We start from the raw sequence: 24,306 nt of genomic DNA on the forward strand, positions 1-24,306 counted from the left end.
CGACTGCCCGAAAGGGTCGGCACGGAATTGGGTTTGTGTCCCGAGCGGCAAAGGGGGCGGACTGTAAATCCGCTGCGTAAGCTTCGGTGGTTCGAGTCCACCCACACCCACCAAGACGACCACGCTGATGAGGTTGAGAAGGCAGAGCGTACCGAGCCTGACCTCCTGCGCGCCCCCTCGCATCATCACCCTGGCATAGCCGTGCTCGCCCGCAAGGCATCCACGCACTTCGTGCGCGGACCCTCCTTGCGGGCTGTGCGCGCCCATGCCGGACGGGCGATGCGAGGGGACGGCTCCGGAGGTCAGGGGTTGCGGGACCCCACCATCCGGGCTGACGCCCAGGATAAACCGCTAGCTCAGGGACTCACCAAAGGTCAGGGGCCTGAGGCGGTTCGACGGACACCGTGGAGCTAGGCAATGTGGGGCAGGATCTGCCTCAGCGCCTCGACGAAGCCAGGCCGGGCAATCTCGATGTCCAACGCATCGACGAGAGCCCCATGCTCGTTCGTGCGCCACCTCTTCATGGCCATGTTGGGCTCGCTGACGAAGTGCTCGATGGCCTCGCGGCGCGACCTCGACATCTTGATGGTCCCTGCCGCGGTCGCGGGTAGCCCCTGTGCCGGCGTGCTGAGTGCCGTCGGGATAGGAGGTGCCTTCCGCGCGATCTGGTTCTTGAGGAGGTTCACCTGGTTCAGAAGGCTCGCGCAGTCATGAAGGAGCAGCCGCACCTGGTTGCGGGCCGACGGATTGTCGATGGCCGCCAGGAGAGCGTCCTCCTTGCCGGCGGACACCGGCAGAGCCTTCGGCTTCTCGACCTCTCCCTCGAACAACTCGATGAGCGCCCGGTAATCTGACCCGTTCGCGTTTCTGATGGTCTGCGCGGTCGGACCGCCGCAAGCCGCCGTGCGGTTGCCAACGGTCGAGACGCGGTAGTCTTGAGATCGAGCGCTCGCTTGGGTGAGGAGCACCCAGGCGAGGTTTCTGAGTTGGCGGATTTTGGTGGTGCTCGACGTGCGCGAGAGGATCTCGCGGTAACGCTCCAGGGTCCTCGGGTAGCCGGCGAGGGCACCTTCGGGCTCGAAGGCGTCTGGGACTTGCTCGGCCAGCTTGAGCCCCGGGGAAGGCTGCGGCAGGTGGAACTCTTCGTCCATCGTCACTCCCTAGGCTGCGGAACTCATCGGGGCTTGCTCAAGGTCGATGAGCAGATTGCTGATCCTCCTCTCGTAGGCAGGCATGCGGCCCAGGGCCGCCGCCAGATCTCCCGGCGAGCCGACGAACACGGCCTGTTCCTCTGCACGGGTGAGCGCCGTATAGATCCAAGTCGGATCGATCCAGGTGCTGTCGCTGAGGGGGATCACGACGCGGCGCGCTTGGCTGCCCTGCGCTCGATGTGCGGTAACCGCATAGCCGAGCGCCAGGTCAACGAGCCGGTCACGACCGAACGACATGTCCCGGTCGATCCCGTCGAACCGTGCCGTCAGGCCCTGACCATCCTCGTCGACGGCGATGATCCTTCCCATGGAACCGTTGCGGAGGCCCCGCTCGTAATCGTTCCGTAGGTGCACGACCGGCTCGCCAGCGGCGAACCGCTGGCCTAGCCAGCCTCTGACGCCCTGCGCCTGGGTGCGCTTGACGTGCGCGTCATGGCAGCGCGTGTTCAGGCTCAGCACGGAGCCGCTCCCTCGCTCGTTCAGCGCGGCCACGACCAACAGCTCCGCGAAGGTGCCCTCCGGGTCCAGGGTCTCGATAACCTCCTCCACCGCCGCGTCGATCTCCTCTCTCGCGCAGGGGAGCATGAAGACGCCCGGTGCCGCTCCCGCAAACCGCGGCAGGTCAGGCATGCTTCGGGCCCTCACGGAGGCGGCTACTGCCGGGATACCCGACGCTTCCGATTGGCGGTGTATGGTCGTCAGCCTCGCCGTGATCCGTTCGACCTCGACCAGACGGTGGAAGCACACCCCGAAGCTGACCGGTGGCAGCTGGAACGGGTCGCCAACGAGGAGCAGCCGGCAGCCCTCCGGCATGGCTTCGAGGATCTGGTGCATCTCGCCCAGGCCGATCATTGATGCCTCGTCGAGAACGAGCAGCGTGCGCACATCGAGCAGGGGCAACTCCGAGGCGGCGTCAGGCTCGCCTCCGGGCGTCAACCAGTGGGTCGCACCGTCCCGCCTTTTGCGAAGCCCGAGCAGGAGGCGATGGATTGTGAGGGCCGGCCGGCAGTTCCTCCCTAAGCGTCCGGTTCCCTCGGTCAGCCGCAGGGCTGCCTTGCCGGATAACGCGGCCATCTCGACGCGGCCGCCGAGCCCCTCCCATGCCTCGACGATGGCGCGGCAGGTGCTCGTCTTGCCGGTTCCACCGCCACCAACCAGGCAGCTTAGGGCGTTCCCTAGGACTTTGCAGGCGGCGTCGCGCTGCTCCGGGTGCAGTGGCCTTCCTCCCGCGGTCGAGGCCGCCAAGCTCAGGTCTAGCGCCGCTGAAGCAGGCACCATGACCGGGCCCCGAGCCTCCATGCCGTGCGCCATCCTGCGGAATCGGTCCGCGATCTCATCCTCCATCAGCGAACAGCCAGGCGAGCGCCACACCTCGCCCCCGTCGACCACTGCCCGGTTCCTAACGGCAACCGCGACGACCGCCTCGGCTAGTTCGGGTGTGGGGTCGCGGCCCAGACGCTTGATGACATCGTCGATGAAGGCCGCCTTGGGTGCGGCCGTATCGCCCTTGGCCACGACGTGGCGCATCGTGGCATCCACGGCCCCGACGAGCCTTTCGGGCGCGAGATCGACATCCGCTCCAGGGTGGCGGTTAGCCAGGATGCGCCGACCTACGTTGTCGACCCTCCTCCACGGAAGGACGCCGGCGAGGACGTAAGGGTTAGCCTGAAGGATCTCGGGAGCCTGAGCCCCCATCAGCGATACGATGGTCCGGGCGGCCGTGGCATCCTCGATGCCTTGCTGATCCAGCCACGCCGTCGTTGTGTACTCGCCCATGAGCGTCTGCCAGCTCATGTTGATGTTGGCAGCGATGCGGGCGGCGAGATGAGGCCGGTTGGGATCGAGGGTCGCGGCGATCTCCTCGACCGGGGCTCCCCCCGAAAGGACCAGACCCAAGTCGCGGCCGTAGCGCTCGGCCAAGCGGCGTGCCCTTGCGGGGCCTAGGCCCGGCAGGGTGCACAGCCAGGACACCACCAGCGCGTCCCGTGGAGGGATGCGGCGGCAGGTTGCCGAGGGCGCATGCAGCTGCCAGCCGTGCGCGGCATGGCTCCGCCACCGCCCGGCGACCTGCCAGGAGGCTCCGACCTCCGGCTCGACACCGTGGCCGGTCACCACGACGCGAATGACCTCGCCCTTCGCGAGGCGAAGCGAAAAGATGACGCCACCTGGAAGTTCGCTGAGTACGGACGCGACCACGCCTTCGAGCGTGGCCTCCGCTTCGGGCCCGTTCATCGGACGGGGTCCGTTCGCAGGAGGCTTCCGGTACGCTGGAGGTGCTGCAGCCTGTTCCTGAGACTGGCATTCTCGGCTTCCAAGGCCGCGTTCCGCCGCGCCATGTCCGCGAGCTGCGCCCTGGCTTCCAGGTGCCCTTCCGCCTGCCGCTTCGCCTCGGAGCGTCCCTCGGCGAGCCGCCGGCGCACCGCGCCATCCTCTGCATCCGAGAGGGCCCTGCTGCCGATGGGCTTGAGACCCTGTGCCTTCGCGACGACGTTCACCGGGCCCGACAACTCGGGCTTGGTGAAGAAGTGCTGCTGGTGGCTCTCCAGCACCCGGGTCCCCTGGCCGGCAACCTCCACCTCGGCAGCTTCGCGGTCGATGAGATCGCGGACGAGCTGCCGCACGTTGACCTTCCCGTCCGAGAGGTGAGGCAGCGTCGGGACCCGCTGGGCGGCTGGTGTCGCCTGCCATTCGGCCTCGATGGCGTCGAGGTACGGCTCCAGGACGGAGAGGATCACGGGGATGATGGAAGGCTGCGCCACGTTCAGGCCTCCAGGAGCGCCGGGCGTGCCAGTGCCGGGCGGGCTGTCGGAGCCTCGATCATCACCGCGCGCTGTACAGGACGACCGATCTGCTGCTCGATCAAGGAAACCGTCTCCTCCAGCAGGCCGAGTTCCTTCAGGCGTGCTTCGCCGCTCATGAGCTGACCGAGCTTGTCGCGCGACATCCGCCTCCGCAGTAGGTCGGAGGCAGCGTCGAGGGACGCCTTGCTGACCTCGTCCGAAAGGCCGACGTAGACCGGCTCCAGCCCGTTGCGCATGAGCATTCGGTTGAAGATCTCCTTCCGCCTCAGGTTGGCCGTCGACCAGTTGATGGAGTGGTAGAAGCGCGCTGTCCGGCAGATCTCGTCGACCAGCTCGAACTCGGGCACCTCGACATAGTCGATGCCGATTCCGGCCCCCTCGGGCGCGTTGACGATGAGCGCCGGTCCCGCCGGCGTTGCGCCGTCGCCGACGGTCGCCTCACGGCGCGCAATGGCCACCGCCTGCTCTACCAAGTTGTGATAGGCGTGCATCGTCTCCGCGCAGACGTCGAGCTCGCGCATCGCGTCCTCGGCGGCGCTCGCGGCCCTGACCAGTTCCGCATCCTGCTCCGGGCGCGGCGTGTTGCCGGCGTCCTCAGCTGCAATACGCTCGGCCCTGAGCCTCTGCTCGGTCTGGGTGCGGGAGCGCCATGCCTTCGCCCGCTCTGCCGCCTCGAAGCTAGCCTCGTTGAGTTTCGCGACGAGGCCCGGCAGGAACTGGTGGCCCGTGACGAAGAACCGGCAAAGTGCGCAATTGCCAACGCCACCCCGTACCGGTCCGTAATGCTTGCGGTCGCGCTGGTCGACGACCGGCTCTCCTCCCTCGTGGCACCGGGTACGCCCGTTCGGGCAGATGCCGTGATCCATCCACTGCCAGATGGCCGGCTGCGTCTTCTTTGCCGTTTCCAGCCCTTGCACGGAGTTGAACGCGGTTCGGAGTGAAAGCTCGTTGACTGACAATGCCTTGATGAAGGTGGCCATCTCGGCTTGTGCCTGATCGTCGACCCTCACCTGTGCGTTGCTGAGAACGTCGCTCACATGGCCGATGTCCAACCGCGCATAGTAGAGCGTCATTAGGATGCTGGCATGCCCAGCCACCAGCTTGCTGAGGATCTCGATGGGTACGCCGGCCTTCGCGAACGCCGTCAGGCCGGTCACGCGCAGCGAGTGCAGGTCGAAGATCGAGGTCGCCGGAACCGGTCCGGATGGCTCCTCCCGCCAGCTATCGATAATCTGGATTTTGGATCCATCCTGGTTGCGGATGCCCCGTCTCTGGAGCTCCTCCTCCAACTCGGCGCACAGCGTGTTCCAGAAGTGCCGCATCCGGGCCGAGGTGACGGGCACAGCGCGCTTGTCGCTCGTCGCGTCGCGGAACAGGTAGTAGCGAGCCGGCGTGCCGGCGACCACGTCGGGGCTGGCCTCACGTGCGTCCGGGAGGTTTCGGTAGGGCGTGGGAGCCGCCAGCGGGTTGTAGCGGACCTGCCATTCGCGCAGTTCGAGGACAAGCCGGATGACCTGCTCGTTCTCCCAAGGGATGACGTAGCCGCGGTCGATCTCGCCGACGCGGTCCTGCGTCTTGTTGGTGTTGACGAAGATGCCGGTGAACCAACTGGTCCGCTCCGGATCCCAGATGCGGCGCAGGACGCCCTGATCCTCCTTGGTCGGGGCCACGCCGTACCCGTTCACGACCCACGTCCGGGATGCCGCATCGAGCACCTCGCGGTCGCCTTCTCCGCTGTCCAGCATCCGGATCTGGTGCGTCCGGAGCGGCAGGTAGAGCTTTAGCAACACGAGGAACGCACGCACCGGGTTCCAAACGTTTGAGATTTCCCCCGTCGCGGGATCGGCCACGCGCAGCCAGTCCGCGCCGGCGAACGTCTCCTTCGGCCAGCGGAAGTGGTCGCGCGTGATGATCTCCTGGAGGATGGCCACCCAGGCGACGGGCATCGCAAGCCGGTGCGTCTGACCGCCGTAGTATTTCCGGGATGACGGGATGGCATCCTGGGGAACGGGGTTGATGAAGCCCCTCACGCGGTAGCGGGACCCCTCCTCGTCAACCGTGCATAAGACATCGAGCGCGTATTCGAAAAAGGCGTGTGCCTTGGAGATGGTGTCGTTCTTCTTGCCCGCGATATAAGTCAGGAAGCTTCCAGCCGGGGCATAGTCGGCCTTCAGGAACTCGACCGGATCCCGCGTCACGCCAGGGTGCAGGATCAGGAAGTCGAGCAAGTGGTTCCCGGTCACGATGTTCGCGGTCAGACGCTTACGCGCCCGGATGCTGCCGATCCAGTCCGCGACAAGCTTGCGCCAAGGCTCGACCCCTCGATCCTTAAGCACCGCCCAGGCGAAGGTACCGTCGACGCGGCTGGTGCTATGGCGGCGGCGAGTAACCCCATCCTCTGACACGAGCGCGTGCTCTGCCGCGACCCGGGGCCGGAGGATCTCGTTGATGTCACCAGTGAACCCGTCCGAGCCGGCGCTCCGATTCAGGGCGTAGATGGCCTCGCGGAAGGCCCAATACTTCCGGTCCTCGCTCGGTGCGAACTCGGCGAATATGCGGGCGATGTTCTCGTTGATGGTGAGCTCGGGGGAGTAGGGACCCACCGTCACCACGGCGCGGATCGCCCAACGGGAGACCAAATCGAGGTTGTTGCTCGCCTTACTGCGTGCGTGACGCCTGACCCGATCCTGAAGCGCGGCGAGCTCGGCTGCCGTCGCTGCGGTCACCGGCGTGGATTGATTGCTGTAGACTGGGCTGAACAGCGTCTCGCCCCCTCGCACGAAGTTGCGCGGAAAAAGGACCACGCCGCGCACATACAGATGCAGGCACAGGAGGACGAACTCCGGCTGTGGGAACCGGCGCGCCACGAAGGCCGCATGCGTGGCATCTAGCGCGTCGACGAACTCGGCGCGGTCGGAGGCATCTGCAAGGGACGCGAGCAGTCTCAGGGCCTCTGGGCGCGCCCGCGGCTTACCCCGTAGTAACGCCTCGATGGCACCGGCCGCCGCTCGGGCACCGGGGAGGTTGAATGGGTCGAGGACGGTCAGACGTACGTCATCGGCGGCCACGAACAGTGGCGCGTCGCCGGCGCGCTCGGACGCCATCCTGACCGGCGACAGGTTTGTGGTGCATCCCATATTTGCTCACGCCCCAGCCAGCATAGGAAGCTCGATCTGCTCTTGCCGCGACACGGCTTCGTTCAGGACACGGTTGACCTTGTCCGCTTCCGGGCGCGTGTAGATGGCGGTGCTCTCCGGCGACTTGTGGTGCATCGCCTTCTGGATCACGGCCAGGTCCACTTTGGCGTCCGTGAGGATCTGCCCGTAATGGTGCCGCAACCCATGCGACGTGCCCCCGGTCTCCTTGACCGGCCTGACACCCACGGACCCGACAGCCCTGGCGAGCTTCTTGTTGTATTGCTTGATTTTGTACGGGCTACCTGCGTCTGGCCCGCTGTGGGTGACGAACAGGAAGGGGCTGGGCGTCGACGGCCTCACGTCGCTGACGTATGTCCTGTACAAGCCCCAGAAGACCTTGCCCCACCAAGCCGGGAACCATTGAACCTCCAGGTAGAAGTCACCCGACTTCTCCCTCACGAGGAGGGGGTCCTTCCATCCCGCGAAGAGGTGCTTGGAGCCGACCTTGTGTCGCGGACAGAGCCCTTGCGCGCGCAGGAACTCCTCGCGGCTCTTCACATCCCACTTGCGGTCGACCGGGTTGAAGGTGCGGTACTTCCCTTCGCTCGGGTGATGGATGCGAACCAGAGCGGAGCCGGGAGACCGCGGATCCTCCCGGACATCGTCCAGGAATAGGTGAAATGGCTCCGATTCCCGCAAGCCGCCGGCTCCCTGCAGGATCGCGATCATCATGTCCCGCACGTGGAAACGGTGATGCATCGGACCGCGCCGATCACGGCCGGGTACGACGAAGCCCTTCCTGATCAGGTCGGGGAACTTGTCGGGCGGGAAGTAGGGTGGCCGCGTGGCGTCGGTTCGCGGACGACGCCTCATTGCGACGTCGCGTGCATGGCCTGCGCGTTCCCAAGCCGCCTGACGGTCGCCGGCATGCTTCAGCAAGGACCGTTTGTTTCCCATGTCCCACACGCGGAACTGGGCCAAGCGCTTCCCCCAATCGGCGGTTGTCCATGGGTTGAGGGGTTCGTTGCCGTGGTGCTCCACGCAGTAGTCTGACAGCGTCGTCAAGCGCTTGACGTGAGCATCGGCCACATCGAACGAGACCTTCGGCCAGAAGAGGCCGGACACATCGCTCCCGTCGGGCTGGATGGTGCCGCACAGCAGAGCTTCGGCGAAGTCCGAAAGGATCTCGTGCTGTCGCCCGGCCCCCGCGTAGAGGTGCCCACGCTGTCGGGCGAAGTCGTAGAACAGGCCGAAGGCTTGGGCGTATCCCCGCTGCCAGCTCCCGCTCTTCTGCCGGTTCCGTGGGGCCAGAAACCAATCCAGCAGGACCTGGGAGACCCCGTCCTCCGTGATCAGCACGCGGACAGAGGAACCGTGGGGTGTAGCCAATGGGTAGTCGCAGGCGACATGATGGAGCGGGCTGATCTGGCGCTCTGCATCCATCTACGAACGCCTCCATAACAGGGCCAAGCGCAAACAAGCGCCCCACTAAGCCGCGGGTACGCTTAGTTGCGCCGATTTGAGACTTGCAGTGGGATATGTGGGCGACGCTGGCAAAGAATGGGCCGCTCGCCAGATCTAAAGCGAACAGTAGCAGCTTTTCGCCAAAAAGTCGTTACTGCGACGCCTCCGGTAGAACTACCTGCCCTGCTGATGCGTCGCCATAGTTAACAGTCTTCTTCCCTATTCCTTGTTGCCCTAATCCGAGAAGCAGGCTGAGCGAATGGGAGCCGAGCAGGTATGAGATGTGCTATGTTATGGGGGGTATAGAGGAAGGGTGAGCGTGTGAAATAACGGTGGGAGCCTGAGCCCCCGCACTGTTTGCCGCCGCAATGAGGCGATATCGCCTCTGGATATGACACCCCAATCGGGGGTAACAGTGGGAGCAGAGGGTCGTAGGTTCGAATCCTATCGCCCCGACCATTCCTTTGCCGGAGACTTGAAGCGTCCGATGTCGAGCGCCCGCATCTACCGCCCGTCCAAGGATCCCTCGCAGTCGGGCCTCGCCCGCACCAAGCAGTGGCTGCTCGAATTCGACCAGACCGCCCCGCGCGAGACCGATCCTCTGATGGGCTGGACCGGGTCCTCCGACATGCTGCAGCAGGTGCGGCTCGAATTCGACACGAAGGAAGAGGCCGTGGCCTATGCCACGCGGGCGGGCATCGCCTACCGGGTCGAGGAGGCCAAGCCCCAGACCGTGCGCAAGGGCCTGTCCTACTCCGACAATTTCAAGTTCAACCGCACCGCCCCCTGGACGCATTGAGGCCGGGGGCGCTCTAGCCGCCCTGGCGCGCCGCCCAGTCGGGATAGGGGCTCGCCTCGTCGGACAGCGCGAGGTGGCGCACCGGCATCGGCTGCTCCTCGAGCGGACGGCACAGCTCCGCATAGATCCCGGCGCTGAGGAGGCCGTGCGCCGCCGCCTCCTCCGCCGTGAAGGCGAAATAGGCTTCCCGGATGCCGGCGAGCCGCATGGCGGCGTGGCACATCGGGCAGGGGCGCCCGCTCGCATAGACGACGCAATCGTCGAGCTTCGGCCGGCCGAGGCGGCGGCTCGCCGCGCGGAGGGCCGCGAGCTCGGCATGCTCGGTGGGGTCGTTGGTCGAATGGATCGTGTTGGCCGCCCGCGCCACCACCTCTCCGTCCCGCACGATCACGGCGCCGTAGGGCCGGCCGCCCTCGGCCACGTTCTGGCGCGCGATCGCGACGGCCTCGCGCAGGAAATCCTCGTGCCCGTTCATGCCGATTCCTCAGGCTCTGGTCAGAAGGCGTAGCGTACCGCGCAATACGGCATCTCCTCGGCAAGCAGCGCCTTGAAGCGGGCGAGCCAGCGCCCCTTCCAGCCGGCGCGGTAGCGCAGATTGTCGCCCCCGCCCTCCGAGCGCTTGGCCTCCTGGATGTCCGGGCGCCAGAGCAGCGCCTCGGCCTTCGGGTGCCAGCCGAGATTGACCGCGTGCAGGGCCGCGTTGTGGGTGAGCAGGATGATCTCGGCCTTGAGCTGGCGCTTGGCCGCCGCGGGGATGGTGTCGTCGATCTCCCGGAACAGGTCCCGCCAATCGGCCTCCCAGCCCTCGTAGAGGATCACGGGGGAAAAGTTCACGTGCACCTCGTAGCCGGCGGCGAGGAAGTCGCCGATGGCGGCGATGCGCTCCCCGATCGGCGCGGTGCGCACGTCGACGATGCGCGCGATCCGGGCCGGCATCAGCGAGAAGCGGATGCGGGTGCGGCCCTGCGGATCGTAGGCGAGCAGGTCGCGGTTGACCGCCTTGGTGGCGAAGGAGCCCTTGGCGTTGGGCAGGTCGCGGAACAGGGCGACGAGGTCGCGGACATTGTCGCAGATCGCGGCGTCGACGGAGAGGTCGCCGTTCTCGCCGAGATCGTAGACCCAGGCCGCCGGGTCGACCTGATCCGGCTCCGGCAGGGCGCCCTGCCGCTCCGCGTGGCGCCGGATGGCGGCACCGATCGCCTCGATGTTCACGAAGAGCGAGATCGGGTTCGCGTAGCCCTTGCGGCGGGGCACGTAGCAATAGGCGCAGGCCATGGCGCAGCCATTGGAGACCGAGGGCGCGATGAAATGCGCGGAGCGGCCGTTGGGGCGCATCGCGAGCCCCTTCTTCACCCCGAACACCAGGGTCGAGCGCTTGAGGCGCACCCAATCCTCCACCGCGCCTTCGTTGCAGTGGAGCGAGGGGATGTTCCAGTGCGAGGGCACCGGGATGCGCTCGGCCTGCGGGAAACGGTCGAGGATCGCCTGCCCGCGGGGAAAGCCCGCCACGGCCTCCTCGTGGAAGATGCGCTCGATCGTGATCAGGTCGCGGGACAGGGCCATGGGAAGGCTACAGCCGCGCCAGCAGCTCCGCCTTCTTGGCCGCGAACTCCGCCTCGGTGAGCACGCCCCGCCCGTGCAGGTCGGCGAGCTTTTCCAGGATGGCGAGGATCTCGGTCGCGGAGGCCGGCGCGGCCGCGGGAGCGGTGGAAGGAGCGGGCGTCGTGGCGGAGGGGGCCACCGGCCCGGCCGGGGCCGCCTTCGGCCCGGGCGCGGTCTCGGGGCGGGGCGGCGCGGGGGTGAGATCCACGGGGGTGAGATCCTCCAGCCGCACCGGCCCGTCCGGCCCGCTGAACTGGAAGGAGGCGCTGCCGCTCTGCGCCTGCGAGGCCCCGGTGATGACGTACGGGCCGGTATCGTAGAGGCTCACCTGGCCGTCCCGCTCCACCGCGAGCCGGCGGCGCCCCGGGAAATAGGCGTAGCGGGTCGTGTTCTGCGCGCCGGCGCTGGCGGGCAGGCCGAGCTCCTCCGGCCACCAATGCGTCGAACCGCCGGAGGGCCCGGCGCCCCTGTCCCAGGCCAGGGCGGGCAGCGAGGCGGCGAGATCGGCGCAGAGCGCCGCCACCCGCGCCTTCAGGGCGTGGTCGTTCATGCGCCCGACCATGATCATGCCGCCCGCGGACCATTGCCCGAAGCCGCCGAGATCGGGATGGTCGAACTGGGCCATCTGGCCCTGGCCCGCCTCCAGCGCCCGCAGGAGGTGGCGCACCGCGTCCAGGCTGACGCCATGCCGCTCGGCGAGCGCCGTCAGGCCCGCGGGCCGCTCGGAAGGATCCTCGAACATCGCCACCATCCTCCCTCGGAAGCAGCCGCCGTGCCGCCCGCCGCATCGCCTGAACGGACGCGTGACGGCGGCCCCCGGTTCCGGCACAAGACGCGCCGATCGTGGCACTGCCGGGACGGCCCTCGCGTGACCCTTCTCGACCGCCTCCTGCGCCGGCCCGACCCGGCGCCCGAGCCCGCCGCGCCGGCCCGGCCCCGGCGCGACCGCCATGCCGGCCGGCCCGAGGCCATCGTGCTCGAGAGCCTCGGCCAGAAGGTTCTGCATGGCTGGCTGCAGAACCGCTACCAGACCCTGCTGCCGCTCACCCTCAACCTGCGCTCCCTCGATCTCGCACAGCGCGCCCTGGTGATCCGCCTCGTCGCCGCGGCGATGGAGGCGGGCGGGCGCGGCTGCGACCTCGACCTCGCCCAGGGCGCCCTGGCGCGGATCGGGGCCGGCGAGCGCGAGCGCCGGATGCTGGCCGAGTCCTTCGGCAAGCCCGCGGAGGCGGCCCTGTTCGACGCGATCCTGGCGGCGCGGATCGGCACCCACGCCTACGGCGCGGCGCTGCTGGCCGTGGACCAGCGCGACCCGGCGAGCGCGCGCTACCTCGCCTATCTCGCCGCGCGCCTCGCCCTGCCCGAGGATGCGGTGGCGAGCCTGCACCGCCGCTACCGGCCCTGAGCGGGCCTCACCGCTCCTCGGTCAGCGCCTGGAGCGCCCCCTGCAGGGTCGCGCTGCCGATCAGCAGGGCGCGGGACAGGTCGGCCAGGGTGATCCAGCCGGCGACGCGGCCCTCCCGGTCGCGCACCGGCAGGCGGCGGACATGGTGGGCGGCCATCAGGTCCATGGCGGCCCGGGCGGTGTCGGTCGGCGCGCAGGCGATCACCGGCCGGGACTGCACCGCCCCGACCGTGGTCGTGTTCGGGTCGAGCCCCGCCGCCACGACACGGTAGAGGATGTCCCGGTCGGTCAGGATGCCCTCGATCGCCCCGGGCTCGCCCACCGGCAGGGCGCCGACATCGAGCTCGCCCATCAGCTCCGCCGCCTCCCGCACGCTCGCCTCGGCCGCGATGAATTCGACGTCGCGGCTCATCAGTTCGGCAACCTGCATGACGTCCTTCCCGAACCCGCTCCGCCGCCTGGAGCCCCGTCCGACCCGATCGCATCGGGCCGGCGGCTCCCGGTCCCTGTAAGGCCGCGCCTTCCGTCGACGAACCGGCATCCCCTTCGCCGGAACGCGCTCTAGGTGTTGCACCGCAACAGAGGCGGGCCGGTCAAGCGCCGGGGCGGAGTGAATTTTTCTCGCGCCCCGGAGCTAGACCGCAGCGCGAACGTTTCGAATCGAAATCCGGTGCCCTCCGGCGCGTTCCCCCTCCGCGCCGAGCAACGCACCACCTCGCGGAGTGACCATGGCCCCCAACGACAGGACCGCCACGAACGGAATCGGCAAGCCGGCCGTGGCGCGCTCGCGGATCCGCGAAGGCTCGCCCCATCCCTGCGGGGCGACCTGGGACGGGATGGGCGTGAACTTTGCGCTGTTCTCCGCCCACGCCACCAAGGTCGAACTCTGCCTGTTCGACGATGCCGGGGAGAAGGAGATCGACCGGATCGAGCTGCCGGAATACACGGACGAGGTCTGGCACGGCTACCTGCCCGATGCCCGCCCCGGCACGATCTACGGCTACCGGGTGCACGGGCCCTACGCGCCCGAGGCCGGGCACCGCTTCAACCCGAACAAGCTGCTCATCGACCCCTATGCCAAGGGCCTCGTCGGCACCATCCAGTGGAACCCGGCCCTGTTCGGCTACCAGATGGAGAGCGGCGACGACCTGACCTTCGACGAGCGCGATTCCGCCCCCTTCACCCGCCGCTCCCGGGTGATCGACCCGGCCTTCACCTGGGGCCGGGACCGCAAGCCTCACGTGCCGTGGGAGCGGACCATCGTCTACGAGACCCACGTGAAAGGCTTCACCAAGCTGCACCCGGCCGTGCCGGAGAAGCACCGCGGCACCTATGCCGGCATGGGCCACCCGGCCGTGCTCGACTACATCAAGAGCCTCGGCGTGACCTCGGTGGAGCTGCTGCCGGTCCATTCCTTCGTGCAGGACGACTACCTGCAGCAGAAGGACCTGATCAATTACTGGGGCTACAACACGATCTCGTTCTTCACCCCCGCCCGGCGCTACGCCGCGGTGCCGGATTTCGCCTTCTCCGAGTTCAAGGAGATGGTGGCGCGCATGCACGGCGCCGGCCTCGAGGTGATCCTCGACGTGGTCTACAACCACACGGCGGAGGGCAACGAGAAGGGTCCGACCCTCTCCTTCAAGGGCATCGACAACGCCTCCTACTACCGGCTGCTGCCGAACCAGGAGCGCTACTACATCAACGACACGGGCACCGGGAACACCTTCAACCTGTCGCATCCGAGGGTGCTGCAGCTCGTCACCGATTCCCTGCGCTACTGGGCGACGGAGATGCGGGTCGACGGCTTCCGCTTCGACCTCGCCACGATCCTGGGCCGCGAGCCCTACGGCTTCGACGAGGGCGGCGGCTTCCTCGACACCTGCCGGCAGGACCCGGTGCTGAACGCGGTCAAGCTCATCGCCGAGCCCTGGGATTGCGGCCCCGGAGGCTATCAGGTCGGCGGCTTCCCCCCCGGCTGGGCCGAGTGGAACGACCGCTTCCGCGACGACGTGCGCGGCTACTGGAAGGGCGATGGCGGCCTGCTGCCGGGCCTCGCCTCCCGCATTACGGCCTCGGCCGACAAGTTCAACAAGCGGGGGCGCCGGCCCTGGGCGAGCGTGAACTTCATCACCGCCCATGACGGCTTCACGCTCAACGACACGGTCTCCTACAACGAGAAGCACAACGAGGCGAACGGCGAGGGCAACCGCGACGGCCACGGCCACAACCTCTCCTTCAATTACGGGGTCGAGGGGCCGACCGACGATCCGCAGATCCGCTCCGTGCGCCTGCGCCAGATGCGCAACATGCTGGCGACGCTGTTCCTGTCGAAGGGCACGCCGATGCTGCTGGCCGGCGACGAGTTCGCCCGCACGCAGCAGGGCAACAACAACGCCTATTGCCAGGACAACGAGGTCTCCTGGGTCGATTGGGGCGCCATCGGCCCGGAGGAGCGCGACCTCGCCGAATTCACCCAGCGCCTGATCCTCCTGCGCAACGCTCTGCCGATGCTGTCGCGCGGGCGCTTCGTGACGGGGGCCTACGACGAGGAATTCGGCGTCAAGGACGTGACCTGGCTGACGCCGGCGGGCACGGAGATGACCCCGGAGAACTGGAACGACGCCGCCTCGCGCTCCCTCGCCGTGCTCCTCGACGGGCGTGCCCAGGCGAGCGGCATCCACCGCCGCGGCGGGGACGCGACCCTGCTCCTCTACTTCAACGCCTATCACGACGTGGTGGGGTTCACCTTCCCCGAGACGCCGGGCGGCGTGGCCTGGACGCGCCTCCTCGACACCAACCTGCCGGACGACCAGGAGGTGGCGAGCTTCGCCGTGGGCGACACCTACGCGGTGACCGGCCGCTCCATGCTGATGTTCGTGCTCAAGCCCGAGGAATCGGAGGGCGAGGCGAGCGAGATGGAGCGCTCCTACCAGTACGTGATGCAGGCCTTCGAGCGGGCCAATATCGAGACCGTGCGTTTCGGCCTGGACGAGGAATAGGCCTCGGGCCAGATGCGACCTGAGGCGAGGCCCGCGCGTTGAGGCGTGCGGGCCTTTCCATGGCGAACGGGCCAGGGCGAGAGGGGCAAGGGCGTGTCGGCAAAGATCCTGCTGGTCGAGGACCACGAGGAGATCTGGGATTTTCTCTCCCGTCGCCTGCGGCGGCGCGGCTACGAGGTGATGCTCGCCCATGACGGGGAGGCCGGCGTCGCCCAGGCCCGGACCGGGCGGCCCGACGTGATCCTCCTCGACATGAACCTGCCGGTGCTCGACGGCTGGTCGGCGGCCCGCGCCCTCAAGTCGAACGCCGAGACCAAGGACATCCCGATCATCGCGCTCACGGCGCATGCCATGTCGGGCGACCGGGACAAGGCGATCCAGGCGGGCTGCGACGACTATCATCCCAAGCCGGTCGACTTCTCCAAGCTCGTCGGCCAGATCACCGCCGCCCTGGGCGAAGCCGAGCCCGCGGCCTGACGCCCATGACCGAGGATCCCCTCACCGCCCGGCTGATGCGGCAGGCCCTGCCGATCTTCGTCGCGCTGGCCTCGCTGCTCGTGGTGGTGACACTCGCCGTCGCCCTCAATCTGGGGCGGGACATCCTCGTCCCGATCACCCTGGCGATCCTCCTGAGCTTCGTGCTGGTGCCGGCCGTGCGCGGGCTGCGCCGCCTCGGCATGCCGCGGGCGCCGGCCGTGCTGCTCGTAGTCCTGCTCGCCTTCGGCACCCTTGGGGCGGTGGGCGTCCTGATCGCCCGGGAGGGCGCGCAGCTCGCCGCCGAGCTGCCGCGCTACACCCTGACGATCCGCGACAAGGTGGCGGCCCTGCGCGGGGCGGCGGCCGAGCAGGGCACCCTCTCGCGCATCCTCGACATGGCCCAGGACATCGGCGCCGCCCTGCAGCCGCCGGTGGAGGCGATCGCCGCCGAGGCCCAGATCGGCAGCCCCGGACGGCCGATGCAGGTGGAGATCCACGAGGCGCGCTCGGGCCTGATCACCACCTTTCAGACCTATGCCGGCTCGGTGCTCCACCCCTTCGCCACGGCGGGCCTGATCCTGCTCTTCACGATCTTCATCCTGATGCAGCGGGAGGACCTGCGGAACCGGGCGATCCGGCTCGCCGGCTCCGGGGATCTGCGGCGCACGACGGCGGCGCTGGACGATGCCACGGCCCGCCTGAGCCGTTTCTTCCTGGCGCAGCTCGCCCTCAACGCCGCCTTCGGCCTCGTGATCGGCCTCGGCCTCTGGCTCATCGGCGTCCCCAGCCCGATCCTGTTCGGGGTGCTCGCCGCCATCCTGCGCTTCGTGCCCTATGTCGGCGCGGCGATCAGCGCCGTGCTGCCCCTGGCCCTGGCGGCGGCGGTCGATCCCGGCTGGACGATGGTGATCCAGACCGCCCTGCTCTTCCTGATCGTCGAGCCCATCGCCGGGCACGTCGTCGAGCCCCTGCTCTACGGGCACTCGACCGGGCTCTCGCCGATCGCGGTGATCCTGGCGGCAACGATCTGGACCTTCCTGTGGGGGCCGATCGGCCTGGTGCTCGCCACCCCGCTCACGGTCTGCCTGGTGGTGCTCGGCCGGCATGTCGAGCGCCTGTGGTATCTCGACGTGATCCTCGGCGACCAGCCGGCCCTGACGCCGCCGGAGATCCTCTATCAGCGCATGCTGGCCGGCGACCCGGCGGAGGCGATCGACCAGGGCCTGCAATTCCTGAAGGAGCGGGCGCTCGTCACCTATTACGACGAGGTGGTGCTCGCCGCGCTCCGGCTGGCGCAGCAGGATCTCTCCCGAGGCGGCTTCGACGCCGCCCGCCAGGCGGAGATGCGCGCGGCCTTCCGTCTCGTGGTCGAACGCCTTGGCCGGGCGCGCCGGCGCCGAGGCCGCCGCCGGAGCAGCGAAGCCGCCGCCGCCCTCGCCGCCATCGGCCCCGACCGGCGCTCCGCCGGCATCGTGCTCGGCAGCGCGGATCTCGCCGAAGCCTGGCGCGCCCGCTATCCGGTCCTCTGCGTGGCGAGCCGCGGCGTGTTCGACGAGGCCGCCGCGACCATGCTCGGCCAGATCCTGGAGCGCCACGGCCTCGGCGCGGAGGTGATTCCCCTCCCCTCCTCCACCCGCGAGGCCCCCCCGGTCCAAGCCTTGAGCGGCACGGCCCTGGTCTGCCTGTCCTATCTCGAGCCGATCAGTCTCTCGCAGATCCGGCTCGCGGTGCGAGCCGCACGGCGCGCGATCCCCGGGGTGAAGGTGCTCGTCGGCTTCTGGGGCGAGCGGGATCCGACCACGCTGGACGGGCTGCGCCGCGCCACCTCCGCCGATCTCCTGGTGACGTCCTTCAGCGACGCCCTCGACGCCGCCCTCGACCTAGCGCGGGCCGAACCGCAGCCTGAGACCAGACGGCAGGAGGGTCCGGCCTCGCCCCGGCTCGCGGCACCGCTGCCGGCCGCGATCTGACCTCCGCGCCCCCCGTCGACGGCGGCAACGGGTTCTTTACCGTCTCGGCAGCGTCGAGCGGAGCGGCCGCGCGAATGTGCGCCAGCGCATGCAGCGGCGGCAGGCACGAGAATAGAACGCCCTTCTCCGGGGAGAAGGACGGGAGCGATGCGCACGAAGCTGTTTCTGGTGGTGGCGGTGATCGTCTTCCTGCTGGACGGTCACACGCGCGCATGGCGCGAACTGCGCAATCCCGATGCGGAACCCGGAAGCTTCGCGCGCACGGTGCTCGCCATCAAGCGGGCGCAGGCCTGAGACGCGCGCAGGCCTCGCCCTTTCCACCCGCCTAGACGCGGGCGGCGCGCGCTGCCGCGGAAGACGGCCTCAGGATGTGACCGCTGCGGCCGCCTTCGACGCGCCGCGCCGGGGAACCGGTGCTTTTCGAGAAGCCGAGGGCTTCGACCGAAAGGCCGCCCTCGCGGATGCTCGCCGGAAGATCGGAATGATCGTAGTAGCCGGCCTCGTGCGCCATGGCATCGAGCGCCTGGATCTCGCCGGCCGCCGCGCCGGTCCACAGAATGGCTCCGCTCGCGCCCTGCCGAACCTGAAACACCTTCATCGCCGCCTCCGCATCCTGCCCTGCGGAGACAAACCCGGAAGGCGCATCGCGTTCCGGCGGCGCTTGCGTGATCGGGAGGTGCCTTCTCGACGCGGAGGCCCGAGCCCCGTGACGAAGCCGGACTGCGACGCACGCAGACCGTCACGCGACCCTAAGGGAATGCCCTGGAAGGGAGTGCTAAGCCTTTGAAACGGCTTAGGAATGAGATGGTGCCCAGGGGCGGAATCGAACCACCGACACTGCGATTTTCAGTCGCATGCTCTACCAACTGAGCTACCTGGGCGACCGCCGGGCCGGCGCGGCGGCCTCGGCTGGAGCGGGGGTATAGTGAAGGGTGCGGGCCCTGTCCAGCCTCGCCGGCGCGCCAAACGACGAATTCGTGACGCGCCCTTCCGTCAGGGCTCGCGCTCCCGTGAGAGCGGGGTTTCCTCCTCCCCGTCCAGGGGCTCGGAGATGACGTAGCGCTCGCCGAGCCAGCGGCCGAGATCGATGTCGGCGCAGCGGGTCGAGCAGAACGGGGCGGTCTCCGCTTGCGCGGGCTTGCCGCAGATCGGGCAGGTCGCGGCGAGGGCGGGCTTCCTGTTCGGTCGTGGTGCGCTCATGCGATCGCGCCCCAGTTGCGGCGCGCCGGGAAGCCTTCGCCTTCGAGCAGGCTCACGGTCTCGTAGAGCGGCAGGCCGATCACGGCGCTGTGCGACCCCACGAGCTTGACGACGAAGGCACCGGCGAGCCCCTGGATGGCGTAGCCGCCCGCCTTGCCGCGCCATTCGCCGGAGGAGAGATAGGCCTCAATCTCCCGGGTGGAGAGGCGCTTGAAGCGCACGCGGCTCTCCACCAGGCGCTCCCGGCGCCGGTCCTTCGGCGAGAGCACGCAGACCGCCGTATAGACCCGGTGGGCTCGGCCGGAGAGCAGGCGCAGGCAATCGGCCGCCTCGTCGAGGCGCTCGGCCTTCGGCAGCACCCGGCGCCCCACCGCCACCACGGTGTCGGCCGCGATCAGGTAGCTCCCGCGCATGTCGTCCCGACGCCGCGCGGCGTCCTGCGCCACGTCGAGCTTGGCCCGGGCGAGGCGCCGGGCGAGTTCCCGCGGCGATTCCGACTTGCGCGGCGTCTCGTCGATATCGGCGGGCAGCAGCGCGTCGGGCTCGATCCCGATCTGCTGCAGCAGGGCCAGCCGCCGCGGCGAGGCCGAGGCCAGCACGAGATGCGGACCGGCCACCGGCCTGTCCGGGGCGGACGTCGCGGCCGGATCCGTCGGCGCGTCTTGGAGAAGGGCGTCGTTCATGCGTCAGGCGTGCTTCGGGATGGGCAGGGAGCGAAACCGCAGGGTGCGGCCAGGGCTCATTGGCCTCCGAGGCTACTGCAAGGCAACCGGCAAGGGAACGTCGCCGCTCACCGACCCGCCCCCTCCCGAACGGCGAAACCCTGGCGCTCCTCATCCGGGCCGCGGCTCCGAAGCCGCCCGGCCCGGCAAGCACCACGTCCGCGTGGACAATCGGGCCGGGTCTGCTATGGTCCCCGCGCTTCGCCCGGCCAAGGCTGGGCGCCGCCCCGTCATGCGGGGCATGCGGGCGTAGTTCAGTGGTAGAACGTCAGCTTCCCAAGCTGAATGTCGTCGGTTCGATCCCGATCGCCCGCTCCAACCCACTTGCCGAAGCGTCGGCCCTGTCCGGTCGGCAGGCTAGATCGGGTGCGCTTCGCAGGTAAGATGCCCGCGTCATGCGCATTCCCAGCCCGATCCACGACATCGAACGCCGCCTCGTGGCGCGGGCGACGGCCTCGGATGAGAGCGAGGAGATCTTCACCGAGTTCTGCGAGGCGCTCTCGGCCGTCGGGCTCCCCCTGTGGCGGGCCAGCCTGTCCGTCCCCACGATCGATCCGCTGTTTCGCGGCGTCAGCCTCGCCTGGCGCTGCGGCGAAGGGCTCAGCCTCTCGTCCACCGCCCACGGGCCCGAAGGCGAAGACGTTTTCGCCCGCAGCCCCATCGCCTGGCTGCACGCGTCGGAGCAGACCCACGCGCGCTGGCGTCTGGATGGCGACGCGTACCCGAACCTGCCGCTTCTGACGGAACTGCGCGCGGCGGGGGCCACCGATTACCTGCTCCACCTGACGGGCTTCGCGCCGGGGACCGCCCTGTCCGGCGTCGGCATCTCCTTCGCGACCGACCACGCGGAGGGATTCACGGAAGCCGAGGCCGCGGTGCTGGCCGCTCTCGTCCCCTCGCTCGCCCTGGTCACGGCGAAGCTCGCCTTGTCGCACACCCTGCGCGAGGTCGTCGGCACCTATCTGGGAACGCGCACGGCGGAGCGGGTTCTGTCCGGCGAGATGCGGCGCGGCCAGGGCGCGATGGTGCCCGCCGCGATCCTGCTCACGGATCTGCGCGGCTTCACGGCCTTGGCCGACCGCCACGCACCGCCCCATGTGGTCAGCTGGCTCGACGAGCATTTCGACGCCCTCGGCGAGCCGGTGACGCGTCACGGCGGGGAGGTGCTGAAGTTCCTGGGCGACGGCTTCCTGGCGATCTTCCCCGTCTCCGATCCCGAAGCCCCGTCCTGCCCGGCCTGCGCCGGCGCGTTCCGGGCGGCGCGCGAGGCCCTCGCACGCAACGGCGCCCTCAATCTGGCACGGGCGCGCACCGGCCTGCCGGAGCTGAAGGCCGACATCGTGCTGCATTACGGGCCGGTCGTGTATGGCAATGTCGGCACGGACCGGCGTCTCGATTTCACGATCATCGGCTCGGCGGTGAACGAGGCGAGCCGGATCGAGCAGCTTTGCGCGGAGCTGGACCAGCCGCTGCTGCTGTCCGACGCCTTCGCCGCCCGCTGTCGGGAGGGGCTGCGGGCGCTCGGGTCGTTCACGTTCCGGGGCATCGAGCGGCCCCACCGCGTCTGGGCGCCGTCCGATCCGCTGTAACGGCCTGCCGGCCGTGCGGCGCGGCGGTTCGATCGATCGGTGGGCATGGCCCGTGGAGACGCGCCGCGGAGGGCTTTCGGGGAAATCGACGGACAAGCGGGACCGATTGCGGGTTCGGACGTTCTGTCAGCGACGCGCCGCGGGATCCGACGGACCGGATCCCGAGATGGCGCGAACCCCAAGGGAGTTCCATCATGGTTGACACGGATCGCATCGTCGGTGCCGCCAAGGATGTCGGCGGCCGGGTCCAGGGCGCGGTCGGCGATGCCGTTGGCTCGAACCGGGCCTCGCTCGAAGGCCGCTACCGCGAAGCCGAGGGCCGGGTGCAGCAGGCCTACGGGCAGGCCAAGGACACCCTGCGCGATGTCGCGGACGATGTCGGCGATTATGCCGGCGACGCCTATGACCGCGTGCGCCAGCACGGCGGCACCTATCTGCGGGACGGCCGCGCAGCGGTGGAGAGCCGCGTCGAGGAGAGCCCGTTCCTGGCGCTGCTGATCGCGGGCGCCGTCGGCTACGGCCTCGCCCTGCTTCTGCACGGCCGCCGCTGAGCGCAGGCCTCGCCTTCGCGGCATCATCGCGGTGCCGCGAAGGCTCCTCGTACCAGGGCGGCGCTACTGCGCGGTCCACCCGCCATCGAGGGCGAGGTTGGCGCCGGTCATCTGCTTGGCAGCCTCCGAGCAGAGATAGATCACGGTGGCGGCGACCTGATCGACCGTCACGAACTCCTTGGTCGGCTGGGCTTTCAGCAGCACGTCCTCGATCACCTGTTCCTTGGTGAGGCCGCGCGCCTTCATCGTGTCCGGGATCTGGCTCTCGACAAGCGGAGTCCAGACATAGCCCGGGGAGATGCAGTTGGCGGTGATGCCCTGGCCCGCCACCTCCAGCGCCACCGTCTTGGTGAGGCCGACGATGCCGTGCTTGGCCGCGACATAGGCCGACTTGTAGGGCGAGGCGACCAGGGAATGGGCCGAGGCGATGTTCACGATCCGCCCGAAGCCGCGCTTCTTCATCCCCGGCACCGCCGCGCGGATGGTGTGGAAGGCCGAGGAGAGATTGATCGCCAGGATCGCATCCCACTTCTCCGGCGGGAATTCCTCGATCGGCGACACGAACTGGATGCCGGCATTGTTCACGAGCACGTCGACGCTTCCAAAGGTCTCCTCGGCCTGCGCGATCATCGCCGCGATCTGATCCGGTTTCGACATGTCGGCCGGGGAATGGATGGCGCGGACGCCGAACTCCCGCTCGATCTCGGCCCGCGCCTTTTCGATGTCCTCGGGCTTTCCGAAACCGTTGAGGACGACGTCCGCCCCTTCCCGCGCGAGGCCTCGCGCGACGGCGAGGCCGATGCCGCTCGTGGAACCCGTCACCACCGCGGCCTTGGATTTCAAGATCATCGATCAGGTCTCCGATTTCCGCGCCTCGCGCGATCCGTCGGGATAGTTGTGCCGCATCGCGGGAACGGCAACGCGAAATCGACCGGTTCGTGAAACGCTCGTGCCCGGCTCTCAAGGCTCCGGGAGCAGCGGAGCGGTTGACACCGGTGCCTGCTTCGCCAACACCGCGCACCACGCTTCGCGCAGGCCCGCCTCGGGCGAGGCCCCTTCACGCACGCTCTCAGGAACCGCTCTCGACCATGGCGACGCGCTCCTACCTGGACTTCGAGAAGCCGGTCGCCGAGCTGGAAGCGAAAGTGGAAGAGCTGCGCGCCATGGGCCAGCGCGACGGCGCCGTCTCGATCAGCGAGGAAGTCGGGCGGCTCGAGGCCAAGGCCGCCGCCGCCCTCTCCGAGATCTACGCCGCCCTGACGCCCTGGCAGAAGACGCAGGTCGCCCGCCACCCGCAGCGCCCGCATTTCGTCGATTACTGCGCCGGGCTGATCGACGAGTTCACCCCGCTCGCGGGCGACCGCAGCTTCGGGGAGGACGAGGCCATCGTCGGCGGCTTCGGCCGCTTCCGCGGCCGCCCGGTCTGCGTGATCGGCCAGGAGAAGGGGGCGACCACGGAAGCCCGCCTGCGGCACAATTTCGGCATGGCCCGGCCGGAGGGCTACCGCAAGGCGGTGCGCCTGATGGAGACCGCCGACCGCTTCGGCCTGCCGGTCCTTGCTTTCGTCGACACCGCCGGCGCCTTCCCGGGCATCGAGGCTGAGGAGCGGGGCCAGGCCGAGGCCATCGCCCGTTCGACCGAGGCCTGCCTCGCCCTCGGCGTGCCCAACATCGCCGTCGTCATCGGCGAGGGCGGATCGGGCGGCGCCATCGCCATCGCCACCGCCAACAAGGTGCTGATGCTGGAGCACGCGATCTACGGCGTGATCTCGCCGGAGGGCGCCGCCTCGATCCTGTGGCGGGACCAGGGTCGCGCACACGATGCCGCCACCGCCATGAAGATCACCGCACAGGATCTCCTGCGCCTTGGCATCATCGACCGGATCGTGCCGGAGCCGACCGGCGGCGCGCATCGCGACCGCGACAGCGTCCTGGCCGCGGCCGGCGCGGCGATCGCCGAGTCGCTTGCCGAGTTCGACGGCCTCAGCAGCGACGAGATCCGCGACCGGCGTGCCCAGAAGTTCCTGGAGATCGGCCGCAAGCTCTGAGCGGACGTTCTGCGTCGTTTTGACACATTCCGCAGTCTGGAACCTTTTACGTTCCGCTCAAGGGTCCGTTGCCCGGCTTCCCCTCCTTCGCTCGACAGGGCCTCCACGAGAAATCCACGGCACAAGCCCCGCTATCCCCTTCGCCAGGCTGGAGAACCCGCTTCGATGGCGCGGCTCCGCCGCGGATTCGCCTGAAATCAGAGTCATCTGACCTGAGACCCGACGGGTAAGCTTGGCCGCTTGCGGTAACACCGAGGTAAGTTTAACCGGGCTAATGGGGTGGGGAGTGGCGCCTGCGCGGGACGACCCGCAGGCGATTGCGAGAGGA

Annotated in this window: 22 protein-coding genes and 3 tRNA genes; 11 read left to right on the top strand and 14 right to left on the bottom strand. The window is 68.9% G+C overall.

Going from position 1 to position 24,306, the window contains the following annotated elements; genetic code table 11:
- Nucleotides 1–29: 29 nt before the first annotated feature.
- Nucleotides 30–113: transfer RNA gene (locus tag MMB17_RS04035), tRNA-Tyr, on the top strand.
- A 297-nt stretch (nucleotides 114–410) separates the two neighbouring features.
- On the opposite strand, the gene gmtX is transcribed toward MMB17_RS04035, so the two are convergent.
- Genes gmtX through gmtY form a run of 5 tightly spaced genes read right to left on the bottom strand, consistent with a single transcriptional unit; the run spans nucleotide 411 to nucleotide 8,592 of the window.
- Nucleotides 411–1,151 (bottom strand): gamma-mobile-trio protein GmtX, encoded by a 741-nt coding sequence (gene gmtX / locus MMB17_RS04040; protein ID WP_241101153.1) that lies wholly within the window; start codon nucleotides 1,149–1,151, stop codon nucleotides 411–413.
- Between the two features lie 9 nt (nucleotides 1,152–1,160).
- The gene (locus MMB17_RS04045) at nucleotides 1,161–3,443 is read right to left on the bottom strand and encodes an AAA family ATPase (protein ID WP_241101154.1); all 2,283 of its coding nucleotides are present in this window, start codon (nucleotides 3,441–3,443) and stop codon (nucleotides 1,161–1,163) included.
- Complete coding sequence (locus MMB17_RS04050; RefSeq protein ID WP_241101155.1) at nucleotides 3,440–3,970, bottom strand: hypothetical protein; 531 nt, start codon at nucleotides 3,968–3,970, stop codon at nucleotides 3,440–3,442. Before MMB17_RS04050 ends, MMB17_RS04045 begins: the two co-directional genes overlap by 4 nt.
- A 2-nt stretch (nucleotides 3,971–3,972) precedes the next feature.
- A complete protein-coding gene (locus MMB17_RS04055) occupies nucleotides 3,973–7,116 on the bottom strand; it encodes a VPA1269 family protein (RefSeq protein ID WP_241101156.1) in 3,144 nt (1,047 codons plus the stop codon).
- A gap of 39 nt (nucleotides 7,117–7,155) precedes the next feature.
- Nucleotides 7,156–8,592, bottom strand: a complete 1,437-nt coding sequence (gene gmtY, locus MMB17_RS04060; protein ID WP_241101157.1) for a gamma-mobile-trio recombinase GmtY — start codon at nucleotides 8,590–8,592, stop codon at nucleotides 7,156–7,158.
- A gap of 508 nt (nucleotides 8,593–9,100) precedes the next feature.
- On the opposite strand from gmtY, the gene MMB17_RS04065 reads away from it, so the two are divergent.
- A complete protein-coding gene (locus tag MMB17_RS04065; protein ID WP_241101158.1) occupies nucleotides 9,101–9,412 on the top strand; it encodes an ETC complex I subunit in 312 nt (103 codons plus the stop codon).
- Nucleotides 9,413–9,425: 13 nt separating this feature from the next.
- Here MMB17_RS04065 and MMB17_RS04070 read toward each other — a convergent pair whose 3' ends face one another.
- The 3 genes from MMB17_RS04070 to MMB17_RS04080 are packed head-to-tail and all read right to left on the bottom strand — an operon-like array spanning nucleotide 9,426 to nucleotide 11,756.
- Complete coding sequence (locus MMB17_RS04070) at nucleotides 9,426–9,887, bottom strand: nucleoside deaminase (RefSeq protein ID WP_241101159.1); 462 nt, start codon at nucleotides 9,885–9,887, stop codon at nucleotides 9,426–9,428.
- A gap of 20 nt (nucleotides 9,888–9,907) precedes the next feature.
- Nucleotides 9,908–10,975 (bottom strand): spore photoproduct lyase family protein, encoded by a 1,068-nt coding sequence (locus tag MMB17_RS04075; protein ID WP_241101160.1) that lies wholly within the window; start codon nucleotides 10,973–10,975, stop codon nucleotides 9,908–9,910.
- Nucleotides 10,976–10,982: 7 nt separating this feature from the next.
- Nucleotides 10,983–11,756: an SHOCT domain-containing protein gene (locus MMB17_RS04080; protein ID WP_241101161.1), complete on the bottom strand. Its 774-nt coding sequence runs from the start codon at nucleotides 11,754–11,756 to the stop codon at nucleotides 10,983–10,985.
- A gap of 126 nt (nucleotides 11,757–11,882) precedes the next feature.
- Between MMB17_RS04080 and MMB17_RS04085 the strand changes: the two genes are divergently transcribed.
- Nucleotides 11,883–12,419, top strand: coding sequence for a DUF533 domain-containing protein (locus MMB17_RS04085; RefSeq protein ID WP_241101162.1), 537 nt, complete (start codon nucleotides 11,883–11,885; stop codon nucleotides 12,417–12,419).
- 7 nt (nucleotides 12,420–12,426) lie between these two features.
- Here MMB17_RS04085 and MMB17_RS04090 read toward each other — a convergent pair whose 3' ends face one another.
- Nucleotides 12,427–12,849, bottom strand: coding sequence for a CBS domain-containing protein (locus MMB17_RS04090; RefSeq protein ID WP_238313304.1), 423 nt, complete (start codon nucleotides 12,847–12,849; stop codon nucleotides 12,427–12,429).
- Between the two features lie 298 nt (nucleotides 12,850–13,147).
- Here MMB17_RS04090 and glgX point away from each other — a divergent pair, with 298 nt between their 5' ends.
- The 4 genes from glgX (at nucleotide 13,148) to MMB17_RS04110 (ending at nucleotide 18,162) form a co-directional block, all read left to right on the top strand.
- The gene (gene glgX / locus MMB17_RS04095) at nucleotides 13,148–15,421 is read left to right on the top strand and encodes a glycogen debranching protein GlgX (RefSeq protein WP_241101163.1); all 2,274 of its coding nucleotides are present in this window, start codon (nucleotides 13,148–13,150) and stop codon (nucleotides 15,419–15,421) included.
- Between the two features lie 93 nt (nucleotides 15,422–15,514).
- Entirely contained in the window at nucleotides 15,515–15,898 is a 384-nt protein-coding gene (locus MMB17_RS04100; protein WP_238313308.1) for a response regulator, read from the top strand.
- 5 nt (nucleotides 15,899–15,903) lie between these two features.
- Complete coding sequence (locus MMB17_RS04105) at nucleotides 15,904–17,868, top strand: AI-2E family transporter (protein ID WP_241101164.1); 1,965 nt, start codon at nucleotides 15,904–15,906, stop codon at nucleotides 17,866–17,868.
- A gap of 147 nt (nucleotides 17,869–18,015) precedes the next feature.
- Nucleotides 18,016–18,162, top strand: a complete 147-nt coding sequence (locus MMB17_RS04110) for a hypothetical protein (RefSeq protein WP_238313312.1) — start codon at nucleotides 18,016–18,018, stop codon at nucleotides 18,160–18,162.
- Nucleotides 18,163–18,193: 31 nt separating this feature from the next.
- On the opposite strand, the gene MMB17_RS04115 is transcribed toward MMB17_RS04110, so the two are convergent.
- The 4 genes from MMB17_RS04115 to MMB17_RS04130 all read right to left on the bottom strand — a co-directional run bounded on the left by MMB17_RS04115 (nucleotide 18,194) and on the right by MMB17_RS04130 (nucleotide 19,751).
- Nucleotides 18,194–18,466 carry a hypothetical protein gene (locus tag MMB17_RS04115; protein WP_241101165.1) on the bottom strand — a complete coding sequence of 91 codons (273 nt, stop codon included), beginning with the start codon at nucleotides 18,464–18,466 and terminating at the stop codon, nucleotides 18,194–18,196.
- A gap of 207 nt (nucleotides 18,467–18,673) precedes the next feature.
- A tRNA-Phe gene (locus tag MMB17_RS04120) sits at nucleotides 18,674–18,749 on the bottom strand.
- Nucleotides 18,750–18,861: 112 nt separating this feature from the next.
- Entirely contained in the window at nucleotides 18,862–19,068 is a 207-nt protein-coding gene (gene yacG, locus MMB17_RS04125) for a DNA gyrase inhibitor YacG (RefSeq protein ID WP_241101166.1), read from the bottom strand.
- On the bottom strand, nucleotides 19,065–19,751 hold the full coding sequence (locus tag MMB17_RS04130) for a Maf-like protein (protein WP_241101167.1): 687 nt from the start codon (nucleotides 19,749–19,751) through the stop codon (nucleotides 19,065–19,067). The genes yacG and MMB17_RS04130 overlap by 4 nt, the downstream gene beginning before the upstream one ends.
- Before the next feature lie 282 nt (nucleotides 19,752–20,033).
- Here MMB17_RS04130 and MMB17_RS04135 point away from each other — a divergent pair.
- From MMB17_RS04135 to MMB17_RS04145, 3 genes are all read left to right on the top strand, one after another.
- Nucleotides 20,034–20,108, top strand: a tRNA-Gly gene (locus MMB17_RS04135).
- 77 nt (nucleotides 20,109–20,185) lie between these two features.
- Nucleotides 20,186–21,379: an adenylate/guanylate cyclase domain-containing protein gene (locus MMB17_RS04140; protein WP_241101168.1), complete on the top strand. Its 1,194-nt coding sequence runs from the start codon at nucleotides 20,186–20,188 to the stop codon at nucleotides 21,377–21,379.
- A gap of 194 nt (nucleotides 21,380–21,573) precedes the next feature.
- Nucleotides 21,574–21,930, top strand: coding sequence for a CsbD family protein (locus tag MMB17_RS04145; protein ID WP_238314166.1), 357 nt, complete (start codon nucleotides 21,574–21,576; stop codon nucleotides 21,928–21,930).
- A 63-nt stretch (nucleotides 21,931–21,993) separates the two neighbouring features.
- Here MMB17_RS04145 and MMB17_RS04150 read toward each other — a convergent pair whose 3' ends face one another.
- Nucleotides 21,994–22,779, bottom strand: a complete 786-nt coding sequence (locus MMB17_RS04150) for a 3-hydroxybutyrate dehydrogenase (protein WP_238314163.1) — start codon at nucleotides 22,777–22,779, stop codon at nucleotides 21,994–21,996.
- 239 nt (nucleotides 22,780–23,018) lie between these two features.
- On the opposite strand from MMB17_RS04150, the gene MMB17_RS04155 reads away from it, so the two are divergent.
- On the top strand, nucleotides 23,019–23,978 hold the full coding sequence (locus tag MMB17_RS04155; protein WP_241101169.1) for an acetyl-CoA carboxylase carboxyltransferase subunit alpha: 960 nt from the start codon (nucleotides 23,019–23,021) through the stop codon (nucleotides 23,976–23,978).
- Nucleotides 23,979–24,306 lie beyond the last annotated feature (328 nt).

Source organism: Methylobacterium organophilum (genome assembly GCF_022533465.1).
Classification (GTDB): Bacteria; Pseudomonadota; Alphaproteobacteria; order Rhizobiales; family Beijerinckiaceae; genus Methylobacterium; species Methylobacterium organophilum.